At 29.3% G+C, this 25,926-nt stretch carries 23 protein-coding genes, 1 pseudogene and 2 riboswitches; all 24 genes and pseudogenes read left to right on the top strand.

Annotation, left to right across the window (positions count from 1 at the left end):
* The first annotated feature begins 12 nt into the window (after window positions 1–12).
* The 24 genes and pseudogenes from ACJDU8_RS00630 (at window position 13) to ACJDU8_RS00515 (ending at window position 25,782) form a co-directional block, all read left to right on the top strand.
* A complete protein-coding gene (locus ACJDU8_RS00630) occupies window positions 13–1,017 on the top strand; it encodes an electron transfer flavoprotein subunit alpha/FixB family protein (protein ID WP_406790221.1) in 1,005 nt (334 codons plus the stop codon).
* A gap of 199 nt (window positions 1,018–1,216) precedes the next feature.
* Window positions 1,217–2,059 carry a 3-hydroxybutyryl-CoA dehydrogenase gene (locus tag ACJDU8_RS00625; RefSeq protein ID WP_406790356.1) on the top strand — a complete coding sequence of 281 codons (843 nt, stop codon included), beginning with the start codon at window positions 1,217–1,219 and terminating at the stop codon, window positions 2,057–2,059.
* A gap of 350 nt (window positions 2,060–2,409) precedes the next feature.
* Window positions 2,410–3,303 (top strand): sulfide/dihydroorotate dehydrogenase-like FAD/NAD-binding protein, encoded by an 894-nt coding sequence (locus ACJDU8_RS00620; protein ID WP_406790220.1) that lies wholly within the window; start codon window positions 2,410–2,412, stop codon window positions 3,301–3,303.
* On the top strand, window positions 3,303–4,694 hold the full coding sequence (gltA, locus tag ACJDU8_RS00615) for an NADPH-dependent glutamate synthase (protein ID WP_406790219.1): 1,392 nt from the start codon (window positions 3,303–3,305) through the stop codon (window positions 4,692–4,694). Before ACJDU8_RS00620 ends, gltA begins: the two co-directional genes overlap by 1 nt.
* 108 nt (window positions 4,695–4,802) lie before the next feature.
* The gene (locus ACJDU8_RS00610) at window positions 4,803–5,711 is read left to right on the top strand and encodes a DNA-3-methyladenine glycosylase family protein (protein ID WP_406790218.1); all 909 of its coding nucleotides are present in this window, start codon (window positions 4,803–4,805) and stop codon (window positions 5,709–5,711) included.
* 130 nt (window positions 5,712–5,841) lie between these two features.
* The gene (locus tag ACJDU8_RS00605; RefSeq protein ID WP_406790217.1) at window positions 5,842–6,561 is read left to right on the top strand and encodes a TVP38/TMEM64 family protein; all 720 of its coding nucleotides are present in this window, start codon (window positions 5,842–5,844) and stop codon (window positions 6,559–6,561) included.
* A gap of 342 nt (window positions 6,562–6,903) precedes the next feature.
* Window positions 6,904–7,188 carry a co-chaperone GroES gene (gene groES / locus ACJDU8_RS00600; protein ID WP_406790216.1) on the top strand — a complete coding sequence of 95 codons (285 nt, stop codon included), beginning with the start codon at window positions 6,904–6,906 and terminating at the stop codon, window positions 7,186–7,188.
* Window positions 7,189–7,258: 70 nt separating this feature from the next.
* Window positions 7,259–8,890 carry a chaperonin GroEL gene (groL, locus tag ACJDU8_RS00595; protein WP_406790215.1) on the top strand — a complete coding sequence of 544 codons (1,632 nt, stop codon included), beginning with the start codon at window positions 7,259–7,261 and terminating at the stop codon, window positions 8,888–8,890.
* A gap of 160 nt (window positions 8,891–9,050) precedes the next feature.
* Window positions 9,051–9,148: riboswitch (purine riboswitch) on the top strand.
* 97 nt (window positions 9,149–9,245) lie between these two features.
* Complete coding sequence (gene guaB / locus ACJDU8_RS00590) at window positions 9,246–10,700, top strand: IMP dehydrogenase (RefSeq protein WP_406790214.1); 1,455 nt, start codon at window positions 9,246–9,248, stop codon at window positions 10,698–10,700.
* Window positions 10,701–10,952: 252 nt separating this feature from the next.
* Window positions 10,953–12,485 (top strand): glutamine-hydrolyzing GMP synthase, encoded by a 1,533-nt coding sequence (gene guaA, locus ACJDU8_RS00585; RefSeq protein WP_406790213.1) that lies wholly within the window; start codon window positions 10,953–10,955, stop codon window positions 12,483–12,485.
* Window positions 12,486–12,757: 272 nt separating this feature from the next.
* Window positions 12,758–13,090 carry a cupin domain-containing protein gene (locus tag ACJDU8_RS00580; RefSeq protein WP_406790212.1) on the top strand — a complete coding sequence of 111 codons (333 nt, stop codon included), beginning with the start codon at window positions 12,758–12,760 and terminating at the stop codon, window positions 13,088–13,090.
* An 87-nt stretch (window positions 13,091–13,177) separates the two neighbouring features.
* Complete coding sequence (locus ACJDU8_RS00575; protein WP_406790211.1) at window positions 13,178–13,765, top strand: GrpB family protein; 588 nt, start codon at window positions 13,178–13,180, stop codon at window positions 13,763–13,765.
* A 149-nt stretch (window positions 13,766–13,914) separates the two neighbouring features.
* A complete protein-coding gene (locus ACJDU8_RS00570; RefSeq protein ID WP_406790210.1) occupies window positions 13,915–14,403 on the top strand; it encodes a GNAT family N-acetyltransferase in 489 nt (162 codons plus the stop codon).
* 189 nt (window positions 14,404–14,592) lie between these two features.
* Window positions 14,593–14,724 (top strand): annotated as a pseudogene (locus tag ACJDU8_RS00565) (GNAT family N-acetyltransferase); the annotation flags it as partial.
* A gap of 146 nt (window positions 14,725–14,870) precedes the next feature.
* A complete protein-coding gene (locus ACJDU8_RS00560; RefSeq protein WP_406790209.1) occupies window positions 14,871–15,176 on the top strand; it encodes a carboxymuconolactone decarboxylase family protein in 306 nt (101 codons plus the stop codon).
* A gap of 76 nt (window positions 15,177–15,252) precedes the next feature.
* Window positions 15,253–15,957, top strand: coding sequence for an alpha/beta hydrolase (locus ACJDU8_RS00555; RefSeq protein ID WP_406790208.1), 705 nt, complete (start codon window positions 15,253–15,255; stop codon window positions 15,955–15,957).
* A 284-nt stretch (window positions 15,958–16,241) separates the two neighbouring features.
* Window positions 16,242–16,637, top strand: coding sequence for a hypothetical protein (locus ACJDU8_RS00550; RefSeq protein WP_406790207.1), 396 nt, complete (start codon window positions 16,242–16,244; stop codon window positions 16,635–16,637).
* Window positions 16,638–17,571: 934 nt separating this feature from the next.
* The gene (locus ACJDU8_RS00545) at window positions 17,572–18,408 is read left to right on the top strand and encodes a hypothetical protein (protein WP_406790206.1); all 837 of its coding nucleotides are present in this window, start codon (window positions 17,572–17,574) and stop codon (window positions 18,406–18,408) included.
* Window positions 18,409–19,181: 773 nt separating this feature from the next.
* Window positions 19,182–19,982, top strand: a complete 801-nt coding sequence (locus ACJDU8_RS00540) for a hypothetical protein (RefSeq protein ID WP_406790205.1) — start codon at window positions 19,182–19,184, stop codon at window positions 19,980–19,982.
* A 13-nt stretch (window positions 19,983–19,995) separates the two neighbouring features.
* Window positions 19,996–20,637, top strand: a complete 642-nt coding sequence (locus ACJDU8_RS00535) for an ABC transporter ATP-binding protein (RefSeq protein ID WP_406790204.1) — start codon at window positions 19,996–19,998, stop codon at window positions 20,635–20,637.
* 503 nt (window positions 20,638–21,140) lie between these two features.
* Window positions 21,141–21,272, top strand: coding sequence for a hypothetical protein (locus ACJDU8_RS00530; protein WP_406790203.1), 132 nt, complete (start codon window positions 21,141–21,143; stop codon window positions 21,270–21,272).
* 363 nt (window positions 21,273–21,635) lie between these two features.
* On the top strand, window positions 21,636–22,367 hold the full coding sequence (locus tag ACJDU8_RS00525) for a hypothetical protein (protein WP_406790202.1): 732 nt from the start codon (window positions 21,636–21,638) through the stop codon (window positions 22,365–22,367).
* Window positions 22,368–23,543: 1,176 nt separating this feature from the next.
* Complete coding sequence (locus tag ACJDU8_RS00520) at window positions 23,544–24,356, top strand: hypothetical protein (RefSeq protein WP_406790201.1); 813 nt, start codon at window positions 23,544–23,546, stop codon at window positions 24,354–24,356.
* A 120-nt stretch (window positions 24,357–24,476) separates the two neighbouring features.
* Window positions 24,477–24,557: riboswitch (ZMP/ZTP riboswitch) on the top strand.
* Between the two features lie 49 nt (window positions 24,558–24,606).
* Entirely contained in the window at window positions 24,607–25,782 is a 1,176-nt protein-coding gene (locus ACJDU8_RS00515; RefSeq protein WP_406790200.1) for a phosphoribosylaminoimidazolecarboxamide formyltransferase, read from the top strand.
* Window positions 25,783–25,926: the final 144 nt, after the last annotated feature.

Here is a 25,926-nt window from a genome sequence, read left to right as displayed (position 1 = left end):
GAGGGGTTTAGAATGAGCATAGCAGATTACAAAGGCGTATGGGTATTTGCTGAACAAAGAGATGGAGAACTACAAAAAGTAGCACTTCAATTAGTTGGAAAAGGAAGAGAATTAGCGGACACTTTAGGAGTAGAATTAACTGCTTTATTACTTGGTAGTGGTGTAGATGAGGCAGCAAAAGAACTTATTGCACATGGAGCAGATAAGGTTTTATATGCAGATAGTCCTCTTTTGAAACACTATACTACAGATGGATATACTAAAGTAATAAATGAGCTTATAGATGAAAGAAAACCAGAAATATTACTTATCGGAGCTACATTTATAGGAAGAGATTTAGGACCAAGAGTTGCAGCTAGAACTGCTACAGGCCTTACAGCAGACTGTACAGGACTTGATATAGATCCTGAATCAAAAAATTTAATGATGACAAGACCAGCTTTTGGTGGAAACTTAATGGCAACTATAGCTTGCGAAAAAACAAGACCACAGATGTCAACAGTAAGACCAGGAGTTTTTGATAAGCTTCCAAGAGATGCTTCAAGAGCTGGAAAAATAGAAAAGGTAGCTGCAAATGTTGCTGCTAGTGACATCAGAATTGACGTAATTGAAGTAGTTAAGTCTGCTAAAGATACAGTAGATATCTCAGAAGCAGATGTAATTATATCAGGTGGAAGAGGACTTGGCGGTCCAGATGGATTCAAAGTTCTTAAAGAGCTTGCAGATTTATTAGGTGGAACTATAGGTGGTTCCCGTGCGACTATAGATGCTGGCTGGATAGATAAGAGTTACCAGGTTGGACAAACAGGAAAAACAGTAAGACCAGGCCTTTATGTTGCATGCGGAATATCAGGTGCAATACAGCATTTAGCAGGTATGCAAGATAGTGGATTTATTGTAGCTGTAAATAAAGATGAAAACGCTCCAATAATGCAAGTAGCAGATCTTGCTATCGTAGGAGATTTATACAAAGTTGTTCCTGAATTAACAGCTCAAGTTAAAGCTTTAAATCTTTAATTGATTTGTAAATTTATATAAACTATATAAATAGTATTTTCTATGTTAAAAACCTCCCTGCAGCATGCATTGTGCTGTAGTGGAGGAAAATATAAATGTATAAATGCTTGTTATTTTAAGCATACTAGTTTTAATTAAATTAGGTGCTTAATATAATTTGAGCACATTAAATTTTAAAGAAGGAGTGACATATATGAGTATTAAAAGTGTAGCAGTTTTAGGTAGTGGAACTATGTCTCGTGGAATTGTGCAGGCTTTTGCAGAAGCAGGGATAGATGTAATTATCCGTGGAAGAACTGAAGGTAGTATTTCAAAAGGTTTGGCAGCAGTAAAAAAATCTTATGACAAAAAAGTATCAAAGGGAAAAATATCCCAAGAAGATGCTGATAAAATAGTTGGAAGAGTAAGTGTAACAACTGAACTTGAAAAATTAGCTGATTGTGATCTTATAATAGAAGCAGCATCTGAAGATATGAATATAAAGAAAGATTATTTTGGGAAATTAGAAGAAATATGCAAACCTGAAACGATCTTTGCTACTAATACTTCTTCATTATCTATAACTGAAGTAGCAACAGCTACAAAGAGACAGGATAAATTTATAGGAATGCATTTCTTTAATCCAGCAAATGTTATGAAATTAGTTGAGATCATAAGAGGCATGGCTACTTCTCAAGAAACTTTTGATATTATAAAAGATCTTTCTGTTAAAGTAGGAAAAACTCCTGTAGAGGTAGCAGAAGCTCCAGGATTTGTTGTAAATAGAATATTAATACCAATGATAAATGAAGGAGCAGGCATTCTTGCAGAAGGAATAGCTTCAGCAGAAGATATTGATACAGCTATGAAATTAGGAGCTAATCATCCAATGGGTCCTCTAGCATTAGGCGATCTTATAGGATTAGATGTATGTCTTGCTATCATGGATGTACTTTATAATGAGACTGGAGATTCAAAATACAGGGCTCATCCATTACTTAGAAAATATGTAAGAGCAGGTTGGTTAGGAAGAAAATCAGGAAAAGGATTCTTTGCTTATTAAAAATTATATGATTTAGTTAAATTTAAATTATAATAATTAAAAAGAATTTTGGGCTAATTAATGATTAGTCTAAAATCTTTTTTTAATTATGTAGTTTTTTGCAGTTATAGCAATAAATGTATCTTTGGGCAAAATTCAGTACATATTTCAAATATAATAATATGCTTGAAAATATGGATGTTATGTAAATATTTTTGCACAAAACTTTTTCACAGTAACTTTCTTATAGTAGTGCAATTATTTTGTTATTATGATATAATACAATAAAGGGCTTATGTTTGAAGTGAAATTTAAGTCTTGGATTTAAACGTTTTATAAGTTTTATTAGTTTTTCAGATGGGGTGAATGGAATGTATAAAATTGTAGACAAACAGGCTCTTGCACCTAATATATATTCAATGGATATAGAGGCGCCAAGGGTAGCTAAGTCCTGTCTTCCAGGACAATTCATTATAGTTATAATAGATGATAAGGGTGAGAGAGTGCCTCTTACTATTTGTGACTATGATGCAGAAAAGGGAACAGTAAAAATAGTGTTTCAGACAATGGGTGCATCAACAAAGCAATTGGCAAAATATGAAGCAGGAGATTATATTAGAGACTTCGTAGGGCCTTTAGGAATGCATTCAGAATTTGTGGACGAGGATCTAGAAGAACTTAAGAAAAAGAATATTATATTTGTAGCGGGTGGAGTAGGAACAGCTCCAGTTTATCCACAGGTGAAATGGTTAAGTCAGCATGGAGTAAAAGCTGATGCTATAGTAGGCTGTAAATCTAAAGCTCATTTACTTTTAGAAGAAGAGATGAAAGCTGTTACAGACAATTTGTATATAGCTACTGATGACGGAAGCTATGGATTTAAAGGATTTGTTTCAGATAAACTTAAAGAACTTCTTGATAACAAAGAAGGAAAGAAGTATGACTGTGTAGTTGCTATAGGACCAATGATTATGATGAAGTTTTTGTGTAAACTTACAAAAGAATATGGAGTAAAAACTATAGTAAGTGTAAATCCAATAATGGTAGATGGAACTGGTATGTGTGGAGCTTGTAGGCTTACAGTAGGTGGAGAAGTAAAATTCGGATGTGTAGATGGACCAGAATTTGATGGACATTTAGTAGATTTTGATGAAGCAATGAGAAGACAAGCTATGTATAAAACAGAAGAAGGAAAAAAGATTCTTCAAGCAGAAGAGGGAGATACCCACCATGCTAAAGGATGTAAGTGCGGAGGTGACAAGTAATGGCTGTAGATAGAATGAAGAGAGTGCCAATAAAAGAGCAAGATCCACAAGTTAGAGCAACTAACTTTCAGGAAGTATGTCTTGGATATACTGAAGAAGAAGCAGTAAATGAGGCATCAAGATGTTTGAATTGTAAGAAACCAGGATGTGTTTCAAAATGTCCTGTTTCAATAAGTATCCCAGAATTTATTGACAAAGTTAAAAATAAAAATTTTGAAGAGGCAGCTAAGGTTATAGCAAAATCCAGTGCACTTCCTGCAGTCTGTGGAAGAGTATGTCCACAGGAAAGTCAATGTGAATCAAAATGTGTGCTTGGAATAAAAGGAGAAGCTGTTGCTATAGGAAAACTTGAAAGATTCGTAGCTGACTGGTCCAGAGAAAATAATGTAGATCTTTCAGATAAAAAACCATCAAATGGTAAAAAGGTAGCAGTTATAGGAAGTGGTCCTTCAGGACTTACTTGTGCAGGAGATTTAGCAAAACTTGGATATGACGTTACTATATTTGAAGCACTTCATGAAGCAGGCGGAGTTTTGGTTTATGGAATTCCAGAATTCAGACTTCCAAAGGATAGTGTAGTAAAACATGAAGTTGAAAATGTAAAAAAATTAGGTGTTAAAATAGAGACAAATGTAATAATAGGAAGAACTATTACGATAGATGAGCTTGTAGAAAATGAAAGCTTTGATGCTGTATTCATAGGTTCTGGTGCAGGACTTCCAATGTTTATGAACATACCAGGAGAAAATTTAAATGGTGTATTGTCAGCTAATGAGTTCTTAACTAGAAGTAATCTTATGAAGGCATTTAAAAATGATTATGCTACACCAATAAAAGTTGGTAAGAAAGTTGCAGTAATAGGTGGAGGAAACGTTGCTATGGACGCAGCTAGAACTGCATTAAGATTGGGATCAGAATCATATATAGTATACAGAAGATCAGCAGAAGAAGTTCCAGCAAGGGCAGAAGAAGTTCATCATGCTAAAGAAGAAGGAGTACAATTCCATCTTTTAACTAACCCTATAGAAATATTAGGTGATGACAAGGGTTGGGTTAAAGGTATGCGTTGTATAAAGATGGAACTTGGAGAACCAGATGCATCAGGCAGAAGAAGACCGGTTCCAATAAAGGGTTCAGAATTTGAGTTAGAGGTAGATACAGTAATAATGTCACTTGGAACATCACCAAATCCATTAATAGCATCTACAACAAAAGGACTTGAAATGAACAAACGTAAGTGTTTAATAGCAGAAGAAGAAACTGGATTGACTACAAGAGAAGGAGTATATGCAGGAGGAGATTCCGTAACTGGAGCTGCTACTGTTATACTTGCTATGGGTGCAGGTAAAAAAGCTGCAAAGGCTATAGATGAATATTTAAGCAAGAAATAATTACTGAAAAGCTGTATTAGGGTAACCTAATACAGCTTTTTAATATTTAGGAGATAATTAATGAACTATAGTGTATAATGATATTAAAAATTTATAAGGAGTAGTTGTATGGACTTTAATTATATAGAAGATTTTGAGCAGGGAATCATAATAAAGGATGTACGAAATTTTGAATTGTCTCATATATTTGATTGCGGTCAATGTTTTAGATGGAATAGGCAAAAAGGCGGAAGCTATATAGGTGTAGCTTTTGGAAAAATTATTGAAGTAGAAAAAAAGGACAATGATATATTGATATATAATACATCCGAAAAAGATTTTAAAGAAATATGGTGTGAGTATTTTGATTTAAACCGTGACTATAGCGAAATAAAGACTATACTAAGCAAAGATCCCATTTTAAAAGAAGCTGTGGAATTTGGCTGTGGAATTAGGCTTTTAAAACAGGATCCTTTTGAATTGGTTGTTTCCTTTATAATATCAGCTAATAATAGAATTCCTATGATAAAAAGGACTATAGAAAATATAAGCAAAAAATGGGGAGAAGCTTTGGAGTTTAAAGGTAAAGTTTACTATGGCTTTCCTAAATTAGACAAATTAAAAGAAGCTACATTGGAAGAGCTTGAATCCTGTGGAACAGGTTTTAGAGGTAAGTATATTAAGGACACTGTATCAAAAATTTATGATAATGGCACAGAGGGTAAAGAAAGTTATGATAGATTGTATGATATTAGTTGGATTAAGATGCAGCAAGATGAAATTTGCCATAAAGAACTACAAAAATTTATGGGGATAGGTCCTAAAGTGGCGGATTGTATTATGCTTTTTTCTATGCAAAAATATTCTGCTTTTCCTGTAGATGTGTGGGTTAAAAGGGCTATGAATTACTTTTATCTGGCACCGGATGTATCTTTAAAGGGCATAAGAGATTTTGGAATAAAAAAATTCGGCAAGTTATCAGGCTTTGCCCAACAGTATTTATTTTATCATGCAAGGGAAAATAATATAAAAGTTTAATAAAATAAAGTAAATATTTCAAATAACTATTCCATATTAGGTTAAAATATATATAGCAGTTTTTAGAGTATAGGATAGTGAATTAATCATAGTTAATATTAAAATATAAAATTGTTAAGAGGATAGTTATATGTTGAAACATATTAAGAAAAATTTAAAAGAGTATAAATTTTATGGACTGTTGCTAATTGTATTTACTGTTTTTATTATTTCAGCTTATGAATATTATAGTAAGTATATATGTTTGTTTACAGAACCTCATAAGATAAAAAATATAGTAATGTCTTATGGCAAATATGGTGTGATTGTATTTGTATTTATTCAAGTTTTACAGGTTGTTGCTTTTTTTATACCTGGAGAGATTGTTCAAATTGCAGGAGGCTATATATATGGAGTATTTGGAGGAAGTGTTGTATCTATTCTAGGTATAACTTTAGGTAATTTAATTGCCTATGGTGTATCTAGAATTTATGGAAGGCCTCTTGTAAATAAAATAATATCTTATAAGAATTTAAAGTTTTTTCAAACAATATTGGATTTGGGTAGTGTGAATTTTATAGTATTTATATTGTATTTAATTCCTGGAATACCTAAAGATATTTTAGCTTACATATGTGGTATATCTAGAATAAAATTCAAAAATTTTGTATTTTATTCTACATTGGGAAGATTACCTGGAATAATTATTTCTGTCTATTTTGGTTCAAAAATATATTCGGGAGATAAAATAATAATTATAAGCATAGCCTTAGTAAGCATATTTTTGTTTATTGTAGGAATTTTCAAAGGAGAAAAAATACTAGTGAAGATCTTAAAAGATAAGAATTCACAAAGCAATGAACAACTTTAGTTCAGTGGTGTAGGTGCTTTATGTAATGGCTATACTTTGGATTTATAATATGTTAAATCAAAGTAAATTATAATAATTTTGTATATATAAATTTAATAGGAAAATACTAATAATGTATATTATATATGAAATTATTAGCAATAAGGTGAAATAAGGACATAATTAAAGTATATGCTGTATTTTTTACCATAAATAGTTCAATAAGTGTGAAATTTAAATTTGAAAATATAAAGGCTATTCATTATTATAATAATTGTATTAGCACTCATGGTTGATGAGTGCTAACAATAAAGTGAAAAATAATTTAAAATAAATTAAAAGTATTTTTAAGGAGGGGTTTAGATGAAAATTAGACCACTTGGAGACAGAGTTGTAATTAAAAAAATTGAAGCTGAGGAAACTACCAAAAGTGGTATTGTTTTACCGGGAAGTGCTAAAGAGAAACCACAAGAAGCAGAAATTGTGGCAGTAGGACCTGGTGGAGTAGTAGATGGCAAAGAAATTAAAATGGAAGTTAAAGTAGGAGACAGAGTATTATTCTCTAAATATGCCGGAAATGAAGTTAAAATAGATGGTGTGGAGTACACTATTTTAAGACAGGATGACATACTTGCTATAGTTGAATAATTAGTTAAAGAATGTAATTTAAAAAAGAAATAAGTATTTTATATAACAGAAGTTGTAAGGAGGTTTTTTTATGGCAAAGAGTATTCTATTTAGCGAAGATGCTAGAAGAAAAATGCAAGAAGGTGTAGATAAATTAGCAAATACAGTGAAGGTTACCCTAGGACCTAAGGGAAGGAATGTAGTGCTTGATAAGAAATTTGGTTCACCGCTCATCACAAACGATGGAGTTACAATAGCAAAGGAAATAGAATTGGAAGATCCATATGAAAATATGGGAGCTCAACTTGTAAAGGAAGTTGCTACAAAGACCAACGATGTAGCCGGGGACGGAACAACTACAGCTACATTACTTGCTCAAGCTATAATAAGAGAAGGATTAAAAAATGTTACAGCTGGAGCAAATCCTATGCTTATAAGACAGGGTATAAAATTAGCAGTAGATAAAGCTGTAGAGGAAATAAAGAAAGTTTCAAGAACTGTAAAGGGCAAAGAAGATATAGCAAGAATTGCAGCTATATCAGCTTCTGATGAAGAAATAGGTGAGTTAATAGCTGATGCTATGGAAAAAGTAGGTAATGAAGGAGTTATAACTGTTGAAGAGTCAAAAACTATGGGAACCGAGTTAGATGTAGTTGAAGGTATGGAATTTGACAGGGGTTATTTAAGTGCATATATGGTGACTGATACAGAAAAGATGGAAGCTTTATTAGATGATCCTTATATTTTAATCACAGATAAAAAAATAGCTACTATTCAAGATATACTTCCATTGTTAGAGAAAATGGTACAACAAGGAAGAAAATTACTTATAATAGCTGAAGATGTTGAAGGAGAAGCCCTTACGACTTTAGTTGTTAATAAATTAAGAGGAACATTTACTTGTGTGGCAGTAAAAGCACCGGGTTTTGGTGATAGAAGAAAGGAAATGCTCCAGGACATAGCAATACTTACTAATGGTAAGGTAATATCAGAGGAGCTGGGAAGAGATTTAAAGGAAGTTTCCTTAGAGGATCTCGGAAGAGCAGAGTCAGTAAAGATTGATAAAGAAAATACTACTATAGTAAACGGAAGAGGAGATAAGAAATCTATAGAAGATAGAATATCTCAGATTAAGGTACAGATAGAAGAAACTACTTCTGAGTTTGATAAAGAAAAACTACAAGAAAGACTTGCAAAACTTTCCGGTGGAGTAGCTGTAATAAAAGTTGGAGCAGCAACAGAAACTGAACTAAAAGAGAAAAAGATGAGAATAGAAGATGCCCTAGCAGCAACAAAAGCTGGTGTGGAAGAAGGTATGGGACCAGGTGGTGGAACAGCATATGTAAATGCAATTCCAGAGGTTTCAAAGCTAACTTCAGATACACCAGATATAAAAGTTGGTATAGATATAATAACAAAGGCACTAGAGGAACCGGTTAGACAAATAGCGGCTAATGCAGGCGTAGAGGGTTCAGTAATAATTGAAAAAGTTAAAAGTAGTGAAGCTGGCATAGGATATGATGTACTAACAGATAAATATGTAAGTATGATAGACAATGGAATTGTAGATCCTACTAAAGTTACAAGATCAGCACTTCAAAATGCAGCGTCTGTAGCAGCTACTTTCTTAACTACTGAAGCAGCAGTTGTAGATATTCCAGAAAAAAATAATCCAGCTTTACCAGGAGCACCAGGAATGGGCGGAATGGAAGGAATGTATTAATTGCATGATTTCAAATCAACCTAGTATCTATTTAGATACTAGGTTGATTTTTAGTTTAAGAATATTATAAATTCACGTTGACAAAAACTAAAAAATTGAATAAAATAGTGTAAATAGTTAATAGGATAGATAGAAATGTATTAAAATTCATAAAAAAGTAAATAGATTTTTTTATTCAATTCATATATACCCCAGTGTGCTGGGGAAATATCTACAGAAAACCGTAAATTGCTCACTATGAGTGGAATTATTATGGTAAAGTCATATTAATTTTCTTTAAATGAATTTAATATGTTTTTTTTATTAGCGTATATTTTATTAAAATACTATAATTTAAGAATGGGAGTGGTTTAAATTGGCAAAGATTCTAAAAGAGGCGTATACTTTTGATGATGTACTTTTAGTACCAAATAAATCTGAAGTTTTGCCAGGAGAGGTTTTATTAAATACTAATTTAACTAAAAATATAAAATTGAACATACCTCTTGTTAGTGCTAGTATGGATACAGTTACGGATTCAAAGATGGCTATTGCTATGGCAAGAGAAGGCGGCATTGGAATTATACATAAGAATATGTCTATAGAACAACAGGCTATGGAAGTAGACAAGGTAAAAAGACAAGAAAATGGAGTAATAACAGATCCATTTTATCTTTCACCAGATAATAGTATAAATGAAGCATTGGCACTTATGAGTAAATATAGAATATCCGGAATCCCTATTACCGTAAATTCTAAATTAGTAGGTATAATTACTAATAGAGATATAATCTTTGAAACGAATTATGATAGGAGAATTTCAGAGGTTATGACCTATAAAAACCTTATAACAGCTGCAGAAAATACTACTATTGAGCAAGCTAAAGAAATATTAAAGGCTCATAAGATAGAAAAATTGCCATTGGTAGATGAGAAAAATAATTTGAGAGGACTTATAACTATAAAAGATATAGAAAAAGTAAAAAAATTCCCAAATGGAGCAAAAGATATAAAAGGTAGACTTCTGTGTGGTGCTGCTGTGGGGGTAACTAAAGACATGATGGACAGGGTGAGTGCCTTAATTAAAGTGGGAGTGGATGTAATAGCTGTAGATACGTCACATGGACATTCACAAGGAGTTTTGGATGCAGTAAGTGCTATAAAGGAAAAATATCCTGATATAGAAATTATTGCAGGAAATGTTGCAACTGCAGAAGGTACTAGAGATTTAATTAAAGCTGGGGCAGATTCAATAAAAGTAGGAATAGGACCAGGCTCTATATGTACTACAAGGGTAATAGCAGGAGTAGGGGTACCACAACTTACAGCAGTAATGGATTGTGTAGAGGAAGCTAGTAAGTATGGTATTCCAATTATTGCAGATGGAGGAATAAAGTATTCAGGGGATATAGTAAAGGCACTGGCAGCAGGAGCAAAGGTAGTTATGATGGGTTCAATGTTTGCGGGCTGCGAGGAAGCACCAGGTGAAACTGAGATATATAAAGGAAGAAGCTATAAGGTGTATAGAGGAATGGGTTCTTTAAGTGCTATGGCCTGTGGAAGCAAAGATAGATATTTTCAGGAAGGAAATAAAAAATTAGTTCCAGAAGGCGTTGAAGGAAGAGTACCTTATAAAGGTCCTGTGGCTGATACCATATTTCAGCTTTTAGGAGGAATACGTTCAGGTATGGGGTTATTAGGGGCACCTACTTTAAAGGATTTATATGAAAGGGCCACTTTTGTAATTCAATCTTCTGCAGGTCTTAGGGAAAGTCATCCTCATGATATATCTATGACAAGAGAAGCACCTAATTATAGTATTGCACAGTAGCATAGTAAAGCATATAATTGTACATGTAGGCTAATTAAGTATTATAATAATATAAAGAATTGTCTGTCAATTCTACAATATGGTAATTTTTTGAATAATAAGAATGTATTTAAGTTATGTGCAGCAGGTACATAACTAATCATAAGTATTAATAGTTATGTAATATAAGAATAAACTATAGTTATTTTTCACAAAATATAAAGATGAATCTAAATAAAAGCAGTTAGCAAATTTTACATTGGGAGGACACTAATGGAAAGAGAGTTAGTTATAGTAGTTGATTTTGGAGGACAATATAATCAGCTTATAGCAAGAAGAGTTAGAGAGAATAATGTATACTGTGAAATAGTTCCTTATACCTGTTCTATAGATAAAATAAAAGAGAAAAATCCTAAGGGAATAATATTTACAGGAGGTCCTAATAGTGTATATGATAAAAGTTCTCCTAAAATAAGTGCTGATATATTCAAAATGGGGGTACCAATTTTAGGTATATGTTATGGACATCAACTTATATGTAGTAGTTTAGGTGGAAAAGTTGAAACTGCACAAATAAGAGAATATGGTAAAACGGATATTGTTCTTAATAATAGTAGTGATTTATTCTCTGGTATAGATAAAAATGAAAGCTGCTGGATGAGCCATACGGACTTTGTGTCACAGCCTCCAGATGAATTTAAGATAATAGCTAAATCTGGAGAAGCTCCTGTAGCTGCTGTGGAAAATATTGAGAAGAAGATATATGGAGTTCAATTTCATCCAGAAGTACAACATACACCTTTCGGAAAAAAGATGCTTTCTAACTTTTTGTTCAATATATGCAATTTAAAGGGAGATTGGTCTATGTCTTCTTTTGTAGATGAAAAAATAAAATCAATAAAGGAAGAAGTTGGAGATAAAAAAGTCATATGTGCCATGTCTGGCGGGGTAGATTCTTCAGTAGCAGCAATGATTGTACATAAAGCCATAGGAAAACAGCTTACCTGTATATTTGTAGATCATGGTCTTCTGAGAAAAAATGAAGGAGATCAGGTAGAAAATGTATTTAAGAAGCAATTTAACATGAATTTTATAAGAATAAATGCGGAAGAAAGATTTTTACAAAAGTTAAAAGGTGTATCAGATCCAGAAAGAAAGAGAAAAATAATAGGAGAAGAATTTATAAGAGTATTTGAAGAAGAAGCTAAAAAGTTAGGAGAAATAGCTTTTTTAGTTCAGGGAACTATATACCCAGATGTAGTAGAAAGCGGATTTGGAACTTCTGCTACTATAAAAAGTCATCATAATGTAGGTGGATTACCAGAAGATATGGATTTTAAGCTTATAGAACCTCTTAGAGAGCTGTTCAAAGATGAGGTCAGGGCAGTAGGTGAAGAACTTGGTATACCACATAAATTAGTATGGAGACAACCTTTTCCAGGACCGGGGCTTGCCATAAGAGTTTTAGGAGATATTACAGAGGAAAAACTTGAAATAACAAGAGAAGCAGATGCAATATTTAGAGATGAAATAGCAAAAGCTAATTTAGATGAAACTATATGGCAGTATTTTGCCTGTCTTCCAAACATACGCTCTGTAGGAGTAATGGGAGATGAGAGAACGTACTGTTATACTATTGCACTAAGGGCTGTTATATCCACAGATGCAATGACTTCTGACTGGGCTAGAATACCTTATGATGTTTTAGATAAGGTTTCAAGAAGAATTGTTAATGAAGTTAAAGGAGTAAACAGGATTGTTTACGATATAACCTCAAAACCTCCTGCTACTATTGAGTGGGAATAGACTTGAAATGGCTTAAACCCTAGATATATCAATAGAATAAGTTAATAAAAGTGTTTATGAAAAGTGTTATTAAATTAGTTTTTCATAAGCACTTTTTTGATGCTTTTTAATAAGAAATAAGGAAAATTGAAAATACGGACGATGTTCTTTGAAAATAGATATATTCATGTTTTTTACAAAATATATAAGTAATAATATGGTATAATTCTTATAGAAGTTAAGTCGAAACTGTAATTAAAAGCGTTACAAATTATAAGATAGGAGAGGTCCAAATGAAAACAATATTTCCTGAACCAATATTAAATCTTCCCCAAGCGGATATTCCAATTAAAGGCGGTAGTGCTTATTTATCACAAAGCAATAATCACCAGATTATCTTTATGGAATTTGCTGAAGACGTTGATTTGCCTGAACATTCTCATGTAAGTCAGTTGGGAATAGTTCTTGAAGGTAAAATTGATTTAATAATAGATGGTATTAAAAATACCTTTCAAAAAGGAGATAGATACTTTATACCGAACGGGGTAAAACATTCGGGAAAAATATATGCTGGCTATGCAGACATTACATTTTTCAATCAAAAAGATAGATATGCTGTAAAATAACATTTTAGACTACACAAATTTCTTATTGATCGTCACTTTATTGTGAAGTAAAAATTATTTGTATTTTTGGGGTGGAGGAATGTAAATATGGGAAAAGAATTGTCGGAAATGACGCTGGAAGAATTATGGAGGTTATTTCCTATAGTTCTAAAAAAGCATAATGCAGTTTATACAGATTGGTATGAAATTGAAAAACAACAAATTTTAAGTTGTATTGATACAAAAAATATTATGCGTATTAACCATATAGGAAGTACCTCAATTAAAGGTTTAATTGCTAAACCAACAGTAGATATTTTATTGGAAATAGGTAATGAAAGTAATATTGAAAAATTAAAAGATACTTTAATACATAATGGTTGGTTATTGATGGCATCTGAAAATAAACCTTGTATGAAAATGGTATTTAATAAAGGATATACAAAAGAAGGATTTGCAGAAAAAGTATATCATTTGCATGTTCGCTACTATGATAACTGGAATGAATTGTATTTTAGAGATTACCTCATAGAACATGAAGAAGTTGCTAAAGAATATGGTAAACTTAAATTAGGATTGATAAAAAAATATGAGCATGACAGAGATGGATATACAAATGCTAAATCTGATTTCATTTTGAAATATACTCAAAAAGCTAAAGAAGAATATGCTGACAGATATAATCCAAGTAAATAAGTATAATTTAAAGTAAATTTATTACACAATCTTCTCATATTGTTGGTTAATCGTGATTCTACGATATTTAAATAATAATAAGTTATTATGAGATAAATATTATTCATATATAACTTAGTAATGAAGATTTAATACATATGGGGGCTAGTATGGTATTTGATATAAATAGAATAGTTTTTGAAAAGGCAAAATTAGATGATGTTAATAAATTGCTGCACATTATACATAGATGTGTAGAAGAGGTGAATAGTAAGAATTATGAATCTTGGGAAATCAAAAAATTTTTGAATGGATTTAATACAGAATGGTTGAATGATATTGTATTTAATAGACACTCTTACTCTGTTAAATATAATGGAGAAATAATAGGTATGGGAGCTGTCAGTCGAGATGCAAGCCAAGAAAATCAAAGTTACTTTACAGCAATATTTATAAATCCAGATTATCATAAACGAGGAATAGGAAAAAAACTTATAAGATTTCTAGAACAAGATGAATGGTGTTTAAATAGTAACCTCATAGAAGTACCTTCCTCAAAAAGTTCACACAAATTTTATCATAAGTTAGGATACGAATATCGTACCAATCCACCTGTATTTAAAGAAGATGGTTCAACTATTATGTATAGATACAAATAGAGTAAAAATAAATTTAGGCAATGATGATATAATTCAAGTATATTAATTCTTTGAAATCTATTACAGAGGAAAAGCTCGGAGGATTTTTTGTTGAATTGCCAAACCCTTCAACAGCTCAAAAGTATATTAATATCCCAGAAAATAGTAGTTATATTTGGTTAGCAAAAAGATAATTCTACAGGAAATGTAGTAGGCTTCATAAATTCTATTTCCGATAAGACATTATGTGAATATATTCTATTATTAGAAGTTTTGCCAGAATATCAAGGGAAAGGAGTTTGTTTTAAATTAGTGAGACATATGTTAGATACATTAAATTAAAATATTATTACATGATAGATGTAATTTGAAGAAATATATATGTTGTGCAAGTGTAATTTTATTGCATTAATATAATTTAGATAGAACAACATAAAGAAGTATAAGGTATTTTATAAAACATTATAATATTTAAGGAGGATAACTTTATGAGTATAAGTAATTCATTTATGACATTTATAGAGGAAGCACCAGAACAACAAAAGGCATGGAGTGAGTTTATTGTAAAGTTAGATAATGCTTGTAAGCTTGACAAGAAAACAGAAGCACTTGCATATCTAGCAGTATTAGCTTCTACTCGACATGAAAGTGGCATACCCTTTCATGTAAAACAGGCTAAAGAGTTAGGAGCTTCAAGAGAAGAAATCATGAGTAGTATTTTGGTGGGATTCCCGGCTGTTGGGAATGTTGTTATTCAATCATTACCTATTGCATTAGCTGCATTTGATGAATAATACATCTGAATTTATACTGTAAATGTAAATTATCACAAATGATAAATTATTTATAATCCATGGAGGACAAATTATAATGATAAACCATAATTTTAAAATACAAGGTATTCCAGCAATTTTGTGGGGCGATAAATCAGATAAACTGTTTATAGCAGTTCACGGTAATATGTCAAATAAATCAGATGATGTTATTGTTGTATTTGCAGAAGAAGCAATGGCAAAAGATTATCAAGTTCTTAGTTTTGACTTGCCTGAGCATGGCGATCGTAAGGATAGCTCATATGCTTGTAAAGTTCAAAACTGTGTTCAAGACCTTAGTATTGTTATGCATTATGCAAGATCTCTATCAAATAACATAGGCATATTTGCTTGTAGTATGGGGGTATATTTTACTTTACTTACATACAAATATGAATCATTAAAGCAGTGTTTATTTCTCTCCCCTGTAGTAAATATGGAACGTATCATAAATAATATGATGACATGGTTTAATATAAATGAGGACAGTTTAAAATTAGAAAAAGAAATTTCTACCCGTGATGGACAAACTCTCTATTGGGATTACTATTGCTATGTAAAAGAACATCCTGTTGATGCCTGGAATATTCCAACTTCAATTCTCTATGGTTCAGAAGATAATCTATGTGAATTTAATGTGGTATCTTCATTTGCAAAACGTTTCAACTGTAATTTGGAGGTAATGGAAAAAGGAGAACACTATTTTCATACTAAAGAACAGTTGAAATACTTTAGGCAATGGCTAAAATATAATATGCATTAGATAATAAAAAATGTGATAATTTTAAAGGGCTTTAGGCTTTTTTATTTTAAAGATATATGTGTTTTATCAATATAAATTGATAAATTATTTAAATGTCAATACAAAAAGCATGAAATAGTGATTTTGGGGCATGAAAAGTTGTTATTATTTATATAATATATTTTTCATGCCTGTTAATTGGCATTTCATGCTTTTTGTATTGAATATTAAAGCTATGTCTGTATAATTTTAAACACAGGCTGTTTTTAAATTAATTTCGAAAAAATAAGAAAGGAGAATTAAAAATGTTAAAGTCAAAAATATTAAGGAAAAAGATTTTTGGAGTTTCTATGCTATCAATGTTGTTAGTGGGTGCTACTACTCAAGTATTTGCAACACCACGAACCTATTCAGATTATATTTTGCCTGTAAAGCAGGGAAATAATTATACTGGAGTGCATATGTGTGGAGGTGATGCCATATCTAATAAAGTTACTGGTCTCTCAGGTACTGATCAAGTTACTATGTGGGTTGCTAATGTTAATCATGTACAAACCAGCAATGATTATTACTTTAAGAAAGGGTCCCAACAGGAGATGTGGGGTTATCTATCTGGTGACGAAGCTTGTGTAGGAATGGAGAATTCGCATTATTATAACTATACTAATGGATGGGTAAGTGGTTCAGCAGATTGGAAATAGTAGCCATAAAATAATAAAAAACTAAATATACTTAGATGTTAAATAAACAAAAATTATAAAAATAAATAAGCCATTCGTTTATGATATAATGATTTTGATAAAAACAAATAAATCATATAAGGATGGCTTGTTATGATTATAACATTTAAATATAGAAAGTCAAAACAATTATTATTACTATACGTTGAGAAAATTTCATAATACATATTCACAGAGGAAAGAACATAAGAAATAGAGATGAATTTTACATTTTGTTATGTAAATTAGTTTGCGAAAGATTTTAACAACCTGTAAAGATATTATAAATACCCATCTTAAAAGGGGTACCACCTATTGGTACATTAAAAACTAACATAGTGATTTACCCAAAAGGATTTAAAATTCAAGTTAAGGATTTTGTTCGTTACGTTGAAAAAGATGATATACTTGGACTTAATGCTTACCGGGTAGATTCTACCAAATCTATTGATAGAGTATTCGTTTTAATCTTTTTAGCGTACCTTTACTTTTCCATATAAGAGAACGCTAATGATTCTTTGGCAAAGGTTTATTGACCAGCAGAGCGTATTAAGAAAATAAGCTTAAAGTCCATAAGAAACATTAATGCAAAATACTTATGGAGAACATTAGCAGGAAAAATAAGTGGGTACTATGAATACTTCAGTATTAGTGATAATAGTAGGAGTATTGAAAATTTCTACTTTAAAGTCATGAGTTTTATATAAATATAGGGAATTAGTAAGTATTAATAAAGAGCCCGATGTGAGAAATCCACAAGTCCGGTTCTGTTCAACTAAATAATATGAAAAATTCTAAAAATAAATAATATAATACTCATTTTAAAAAAGATTTTAAAGTTTTTTGTAGAGTTATATATGTTATTTAATGAAAAATAATACAAATTAAAGTTAAGTATAAAAAAGTGAGGTTAAAAATGAAAAATATACTTATTTTAGAATTTAAAAACTGTATAGCAAATGTAAAATTTAAAATAGTATTAATGGTACTACTTTTAATGTCAATATTAGGTTATTTAGTAAATTGCTATAGTAGTTATAAGTTACCTCTAAGTCAAGTAAGAGGAGCTTATGAGGTTAGTCTAATCCAAGGTATCCAATCATCAAATATACTAGGAATTATGATAGTCTTTATTCCATTACTTTCTAATATTGTATATTCTGATTCATATTATGTAGATTCTCATACAGGTGTTTACAAAAATATTATAACCAGAGTAAATAAGAGACATTATATAATTTCTAAAGCAATAGTTATATTAACTGTTACATTTTTTGTATTTTTTATTCCATTATTGTTAAACCAACTGTTATGTTTAATCACTTATCCAGTAGAAGGAATCGATCATAATTACTGTTTTCCTGCATATGATATTGGATATCAAAATTATACAGCAAATTGGCTATTTGAGTTAACTAGATTTAATAATCCATTTTTATACAATGTAATTTATATGATTATAATTAGTATATTTGCTTCATTATTTGGTTTAATAGGATATATTATATCGCTAATTTATAATAAAAAAAGATTTATTATAGTTATAGCTCCGTTTATTTTAAATATAGTAATAGAAATTTTTATTGATATATTAGGAAGAATCTTTAATTTTGAATCTTATAGATATGTTATTTCAACGTTCTTTCGTCCTAGCACCGCTTCTATATATGTTTTATTATTTTATATAATAACAATTCTTATAATAAATATACTGATATTAACAAAAAATTCAAATAATGAAACAATTATTTAACTTAAAATAAAGGTGTGATGAAAAATTAATATGTTATTAATTGATGAATTAAAAAATAACAAAATTATATATATATTAACATTAATGTTTTTGTATATATATATAAAGACCACTTATGAATTATCAAATATACTAAGTGCCATAAATAAAAGTAATTTAAATATAAAAATTGCTTCATATACATTATATAGTAATATATATAATAAAGAAATTATACAATATTTAATATTACCATTTTTCCTAATAACAATTTCTTATAATTGTGTAATGTATAATAAAATAAATCTATTTTTAAAATTTAAAAGTATACAAAATTGGTGGAATTTAAAAATGAATAGAATTATGCTATGGTCTATTATATGTTCATTATCATTAAATATATTTATTATTATATTTATATTTTTAAAGGGTTTAATTAGTTACCTTAGTATCCAGTTTTTTGTTAGGTTAATATTATGTAGTGTATTCCAATTTTTGGGGTTATGTACAATGGCATTAATAACAGAATTAGTAGTATTAAAGTGTAATAATAATATATACTGGGGTTATGTTATAAGTTTATTTATCATTTATTTAATTGAAGCTATAGTGAATACTTTTAAATTAAACATTCTTACTTTACCTAAATATATATGTTTTTGCATTTTTTATGAAGAAAAGCTTATAGGGAATATAAATATATTTACCTTGTTATTAGTAATTTTAAATACTTTATTATATTTTATAGGATACTTTTTATTAAAATATAATGATATATATTGGAGAAATTAAATATGAAATATAATAATTATAGTAATAAGAATATTTTTAAAGTAATATTTATATCCATATTAATATCAATAATTATATATCTGAATTCTAAAGATGTTATTATGGAAAGTAAATGTAATTATTTAGATGCATTATTTATATTTACCTATGGCTATATGGATATAAAAAATATTATAAAGTACATATCCAATGTTTTTATACAAATGCTACCTTTAATTTATATAACATATATTTTGGGAGATTATATTTTTTTAGATTTAGATAAAAGAGGAGTCTATATTTTTACAAGAACGAATAAAAGAACAAACTGGTTTTTAAATAAAATTTTGAAATTATTAAAGTATGTAAGTCTTTTTTATTTCATTCAATTAATTACTATATATATAATAGGGATAATTATTGGTTTTAGAAGTACTAATTATACTATACAAATTATATTTTGGGAATTTACATTAAATGTTTTAACCTCTTATTTTATAATATTATTTATAAATGTTATATCTCTTAAATTAAATGTAATTTATACCTATATTATAGGTATTGGTATTTACGTTTCTTCGATATTTATATCAGGCTTTGTGTATCAATTATACAATTCGAAGATTTGGTTGTTGAAATATTTTATTATAGGCCAAGAAATTTTAACTTGGCATTGTGAATCTTTTTTAAATGGATACAGAAATATAGCTGATTTTTATATAAACAACTTAAATATAAAATACTCTATATCTTATTTAAGTATAGTATGTATTATTATGGTATTTTATGGATTTTATGTTATAAATAATAAAGACATTACTTAGGAGGAGAAAGTTAATGAATATAATAGAAATTAAAAATTTAAATAAAGAAATTAAAGGTAATAAGGTATTAAAAAATATAGATCTTGAATTAGAACCTAATAAAATATATGGATTTTTAGGAACAAATGGCTCAGGTAAAACAATGTTATTTAGAGCTATATGTGGATTGATAAAGCCAACTACTGGAGAAATTAAAATTAATAATAGAACATTACATAAAGATATATCATTTCCCCCTAGTGTAGGTGTAATAATTGAAATGCCAGGATTTTGGGACTACTATTCGGGATTTGAAAATTTAAAGATATTATCATCTATAAAAAATATAATTGATGATAATCAAATAAGAAATTCAATAAAAAGGGTTGGTCTTGATCCTGACGATAAAAAAATATACAAAAAATATTCCTTAGGGATGAAACAAAGACTTGGAATTGCCCAAGCTATAATGGAAAAACCAGAGCTAATAATATTAGATGAACCCACAAATGCGCTAGATGAAGATGGTATAAATATTATTAGAAAAATTTTACTAGAAGAGAAAGAAAGAGGAGCAACTATATTAATAGCAAGTCATAATAAAGAAGAGCTGAATTTATTGTCGGATTATAAATTTAAAATGCAAGATGGAGAACTTAGGAAATTTATAAAATAAATATTGTTAATATATCTATTAGATAATGCCGACAAAACATACAAGAACATAAATAAAAGTTTTACCTATACTTTATTTATAAGTGATTTTCAGTCTTGAAACTATTTCCACAAAAAAAGTATCAAAATAATTCTAGCACAAATATTATGATATTATTTGTAAATGCGCGAGATGTGAAACAGTATGCTAAAGTGTGGTGTTTCCCCTTGGAAATAGAAGCAATTCAGTTTTCATTAGTGAATTGATAATTCCTAGTAGGAGGATCCTACTAGGTGATATTTAACCAGCAGTCTGTACCAAGTCCTCGGAGTTGAAATGATAATATTAGGTTAAGCTTAGGACAGGGAGTAACAGGGCCGAAAACATTTGTTGAAGTGATTGAGCCACGAAATAATAATAAATTAAAGAGATCAATTCTGTGTATGAAGTATCAGACAATACTATATAAATTGTTATGGTGACATTCATATAGATATTCTGCGTTTGAGAACTTGGCGAGGTTGATGATAAATAAGTTATTAGAACAGCTAAGATTCTATGGTATCTGGCAAATCAGTATGGCAGTACAAACAAGTAAGGCTAACATAACCATAGAAAGTCCGACTAACCATAGCATAGTACCAGAGAAGCTGTAAAAACAGATGGAGGGAAGGGGTTAGCATGTTGCAGATTCAAGTAGTTTCAGGCGTTATAGACTGAGCGCTGATAGATATGCGATATGTCTTGTTATGTGTTTAGTAACTAAGTAATGCAACATGAAGAGTCGTATACCTTAATAGGGCAAGTATGGTTTTGTACAGGAATATAGGCGTTACCACCTGTATTTACCCAAGAAAGAAAAAAGCTTTTTATGTGTCAAGGCTTAATCTTAGTATAGCAGTGCATATAGAATAGTATAACAAATAAAAAGTTAATATTATTCAACATTTTAGCTTGATGATTATATGATACTATCTTTATACAAAATGATTTTAAATTAGTGAATTAGGAGGAAATTTATGAAAAAAAGTAAAATAGTTATATTAATATTGATTATATCAATCATTGTTTCTTCTATATATTTTGGAGTAAAAACTAAACAAAGTTTTAAAGATGATATGAATTTCAATAATATAACATGGATAGATGATATGAATGTAAATATCCTATATGAACCTAATGATAATACAGATATGTCTTTTGCTAATATTTATTACAATGATAAAATTGACACAGTTAATGATCTTAATGAAAAGTCTATTTTAATTGCAAAAGTAAGACCAACAGATCCCAATCAAAGGTTAAATCTTCTTCAAACAATATTAACAAAAGTTGAAATTTTAAATGTTTATAAAGGTAATTACAAAAAAGGAGAAAAAATATACATATATGAACCTTCTTATATTTCATTATTATACAAGACAAAACAAAGTACATATGCCTCTTTTAATTGCTATAATTTAATGTTAAATGACAAAGAATATATAGTATTTTTAAAAAAGCCTAAATATCCTAATGGATATAAATTAAAAGATAGAGAAAAAATCAGCTTTATGTTTATTAATCCATTATTAGGAAAATATAGTGTTGATTCAGATAAAAATACATCACTACTATCAAAAGAAGAATTAAATAAGATAAAATATGGATCTATTAAAAAATATGACATAGTTACTACAAGTAAAGAAACTTTAGATAAATATAATATATTTAGAGATGGTATTGAAAAACAATATATTATAAATCAGTAATGTATTTTATTATAAATTAAGAAGTTATGATTACAAAGCCGTAGCCATCAAGCTAAGAAAAATAAAAACACATTAAGTTTTTGAATTTTATATATGGTAGTTATTTACTAATTCTTAAAGTGGCTTAAAAAATCAATATTTAGCTTATTGAAAAGGAAAGTAGTGCATTATGCAGTTATTTAAGATATTTTTATTAAAATATGAGTGTTATTCTGCTCAATGGTGTTAACGTCATGTGAATTTCCCTTAAATTTATAAATTAGATTGCTGAGGAATTTATTAACTCATATTTCGCACAATGATTTTTAAATTTTCGTATTAAATATTGATTATATAATGAGAAAATCAGCTTACAAATATATTTAATATTTGTAAGCTGGTACTAAATATTAAAAGTAAGCAGTATCAAAGTATAAAAACTCTTGATTAAATATATTAATTGAGTGGGAATAGACTTGAAATGGCTTAAACCCTAAATATATCAATAAGGTAAGTTAATAAAAGTGTTATTAAATTAGTTTTTCATAAGCACTTTAATGTAATATGCATTAGATAATAAAAATAGTAACGCATGATCCTAATATAACTGGTAGATGTTCAAAAGTAATTAATATGAAAGATGGTATTTTTATATAAAATTAATTAACAATGTTCTTAGTTTAAAAATGCACTAATTTGGCAGAGGTGCATTTTTAATTTTTTTCTTCGGTATTTATAGTTATTTCACATTAAATTACGGTTGCAATTTATTTCCCAAATAACAGTATTACCAGGTGTATATAATTGCCATCTGCGTATTTATAATATCCCCATATTCCACAAAATGGAAATATATTGCTTGAAGCTGTGAAAGCTAGATTAAAAGCAATTAAAGGAAGTTATTAAGGGACTAGGTTAATTAAAAAAACATTTTAATGTTGAGGATAATGGCACAAGTAAATGTATATCTTAAAAATAGGATAGCTTTAAAAATAATATAGTATAATTTTACAATACTAATATAATAGTGTAGCTTAGTTCAATCCATAAAGAGGTATTGAAGCTGTGGAAGAAAAAAATATAAGCTGTGATTAAAATAAATTGTCTCCAAAAGAGATACGGAAGGTTGAAGGAGACTTAAAAAATATCCCTATTGGCAGGGATACAGAAATATTATAAAGTTGGGATGATATTATCATGAATTTTATTTGTAATATAATGAAAAGCAGTATTATGGAAGATTTAATATTAGGTTTTTTATATTCTGCTATTATAGGATTGGTTATTTTTGTATTAAGTTACTTAGTAAATAAAAGAGATTCTTTAAAGGATTTATTAATTGATTTAATTAAAGTGGTGCTTGCTTTAACTTTAATTAAGAGTTCCATTAATAAAATATGCGAATTGAATGGTAAAGAATATGGAGAATTTTTCATTAGCGTATTGGACAAAAAGGAAATCAAACCAGAAGAATTTAAAAGTGTTAATGAATTTATTATATATGACAAAATATCATATTTACCTAATTTAAATAATTATTTAGTTGATAAATTCTATGATAAATTTAATGATAAAGATGGTATTGAAATAGGAGAATTAAATGAATTGCTGGGAGAATCGAAAGATGAAAAAGATAAATATATTAAAAAAAATAGTGAATGTGTAGTATCAATTTATGAGTATATCAATAATAAAATAACAAAAATAAATAATATGCTGGATTATTATAAAAAGTTAACACTGGAAATGATTAATATTGATTTTGATAATTTCAAAGAAGAAATTTCTGCCGCTGAAAATAAATATAGGGTTTTTAAAATATGTGTAGATTCATTGATTGAAGAATGTAAAACGTTAAACGAATTATTGAGTTTATTAACAGTTACAATAAAAGAAAATAGACAAAAATTAGAAAAAGAACTTTGTTACATTAAAAAAATATTAAGATATATGGTCATAATATTCATTGTTATAATTATAATTTCTTTGCTTTTATTAATCATTGCTTGAAAAAGTGTCTATGCTCCCCAGAACGCGTTAAAAATTAATGATTTTAAAATACTTAATTCCCAAGTTTCTTGAAATTTGACGTAAACATATATTTAACCTATAATTTAATTAAAATGAATAATTTCATCATGTGACCGGCGGAAATGGTTTACCATGGGGGAGCATGATTGAAGAAAAATATCCACCGCCTGGGTAAATATAATTTTTATCTAGGTGGTTTTTATATTGAATTATTTTGGAGGTTGTACTGATGAAAAATTCCGAAGTTATACTCAAATATGGATGTAATCCACATCAAAATCCGGCAAGAATTTATGTGAAAAATAAAACACTACCATTTGAAATTCTAAATGGTAAACCAGGTTATATTAATTTTATGGATGCTTTTAATTCATGGCAATTGGTGAAAGAATTGAAACAAACACTAGGATTACCTGCTGCAGCATCTTTTAAGCATGTAAGTCCAGCAGGTGCAGCAATAGGTCTTCCTTTAAGTGATGTATTAAAAAAAGCATATTTTGTTGAAGATATTGAACTGTCTCCTGTGGCTTCGGCTTATGCGAGAGCTAGGGGGGCAGATAGAATGTCTTCTTATGGTGATTGGGCAGCTATAAGTGATATTGTTGATGTACCTACTGCAACAATTTTAAGTAGATCTGTTTCAGATGGAATAATTGCTCCGGGATATACAGATGAAGCCTTAAAACTTTTAATGAAAAAGAAAAAAGGGAATTATTGTATTATTAAAATGGATTATGATTATGAACCTGAAGATATAGAAAAGAGAGAGATATACGGCATAATATTTGAACAGAAAAGAAATGATGTTCTTTTAAAACATGACATGCTTAATAATATAGTAACACATAATAAAAATATTACGGATGAAGCAAGACGAGACTTACTTATTTCAATGATCACCTTGAAGTACACCCAATCTAATTCTGTTTGTTTTGCCTTAAACGGTCAGACCATTGGTGTTGGTGCAGGACAGCAATCTCGTGTACATTGCACAAGGTTGGCCGCATCAAAAGCAGATATATGGCATTTAAGGCAACATCCTGCTGTCCTCAGCTTATCTTTCAAAGAAGGCGTTTCAACACCGAACAAAGATAATATTATAGAGCAATACCTCAGAGATGATATTACTTCAGTAGAAATGAAAGAATGGAGTAAAGTGCTTGATAATATACCTGATAGATTAACAAAAGAGGAAAAAACTGCATGGCTATCTAATTTGTCTGGAGTATGTTTGGGTTCAGATGCATTCTTTCCATTTAGAGATAATATCGATAGAGCATTTCAAAGTGGTGTAAAATATATTGTCCAGCCTGGTGGTTCATTAAGAGATGATATAGTAATAGAGGCATGTAATGGATATAATATAGTAATGGCTTGTTCAAACATAAGATTATTTCACCATTAAAATTTTTAAAATTATATATTGTTAATACTTTAAGTTTTATAACTGATGATTTTTTGCATTTTAAAATAAGTATATGCTTATTACAAGATAATTAAGTGTAAAAAGGATGGTGGCTACTGCGACGCTAAATAGAATACCTGAAGA

Source organism: Candidatus Clostridium eludens (assembly GCF_045310515.1).
In the GTDB taxonomy this organism is placed as follows: Bacteria; Bacillota; Clostridia; order Clostridiales; family Clostridiaceae; genus Clostridium_B; species Clostridium_B eludens.
Note: the sequence above shows the minus strand (reverse complement) of the source record. Positions and strands in the feature narration are given on the sequence as shown.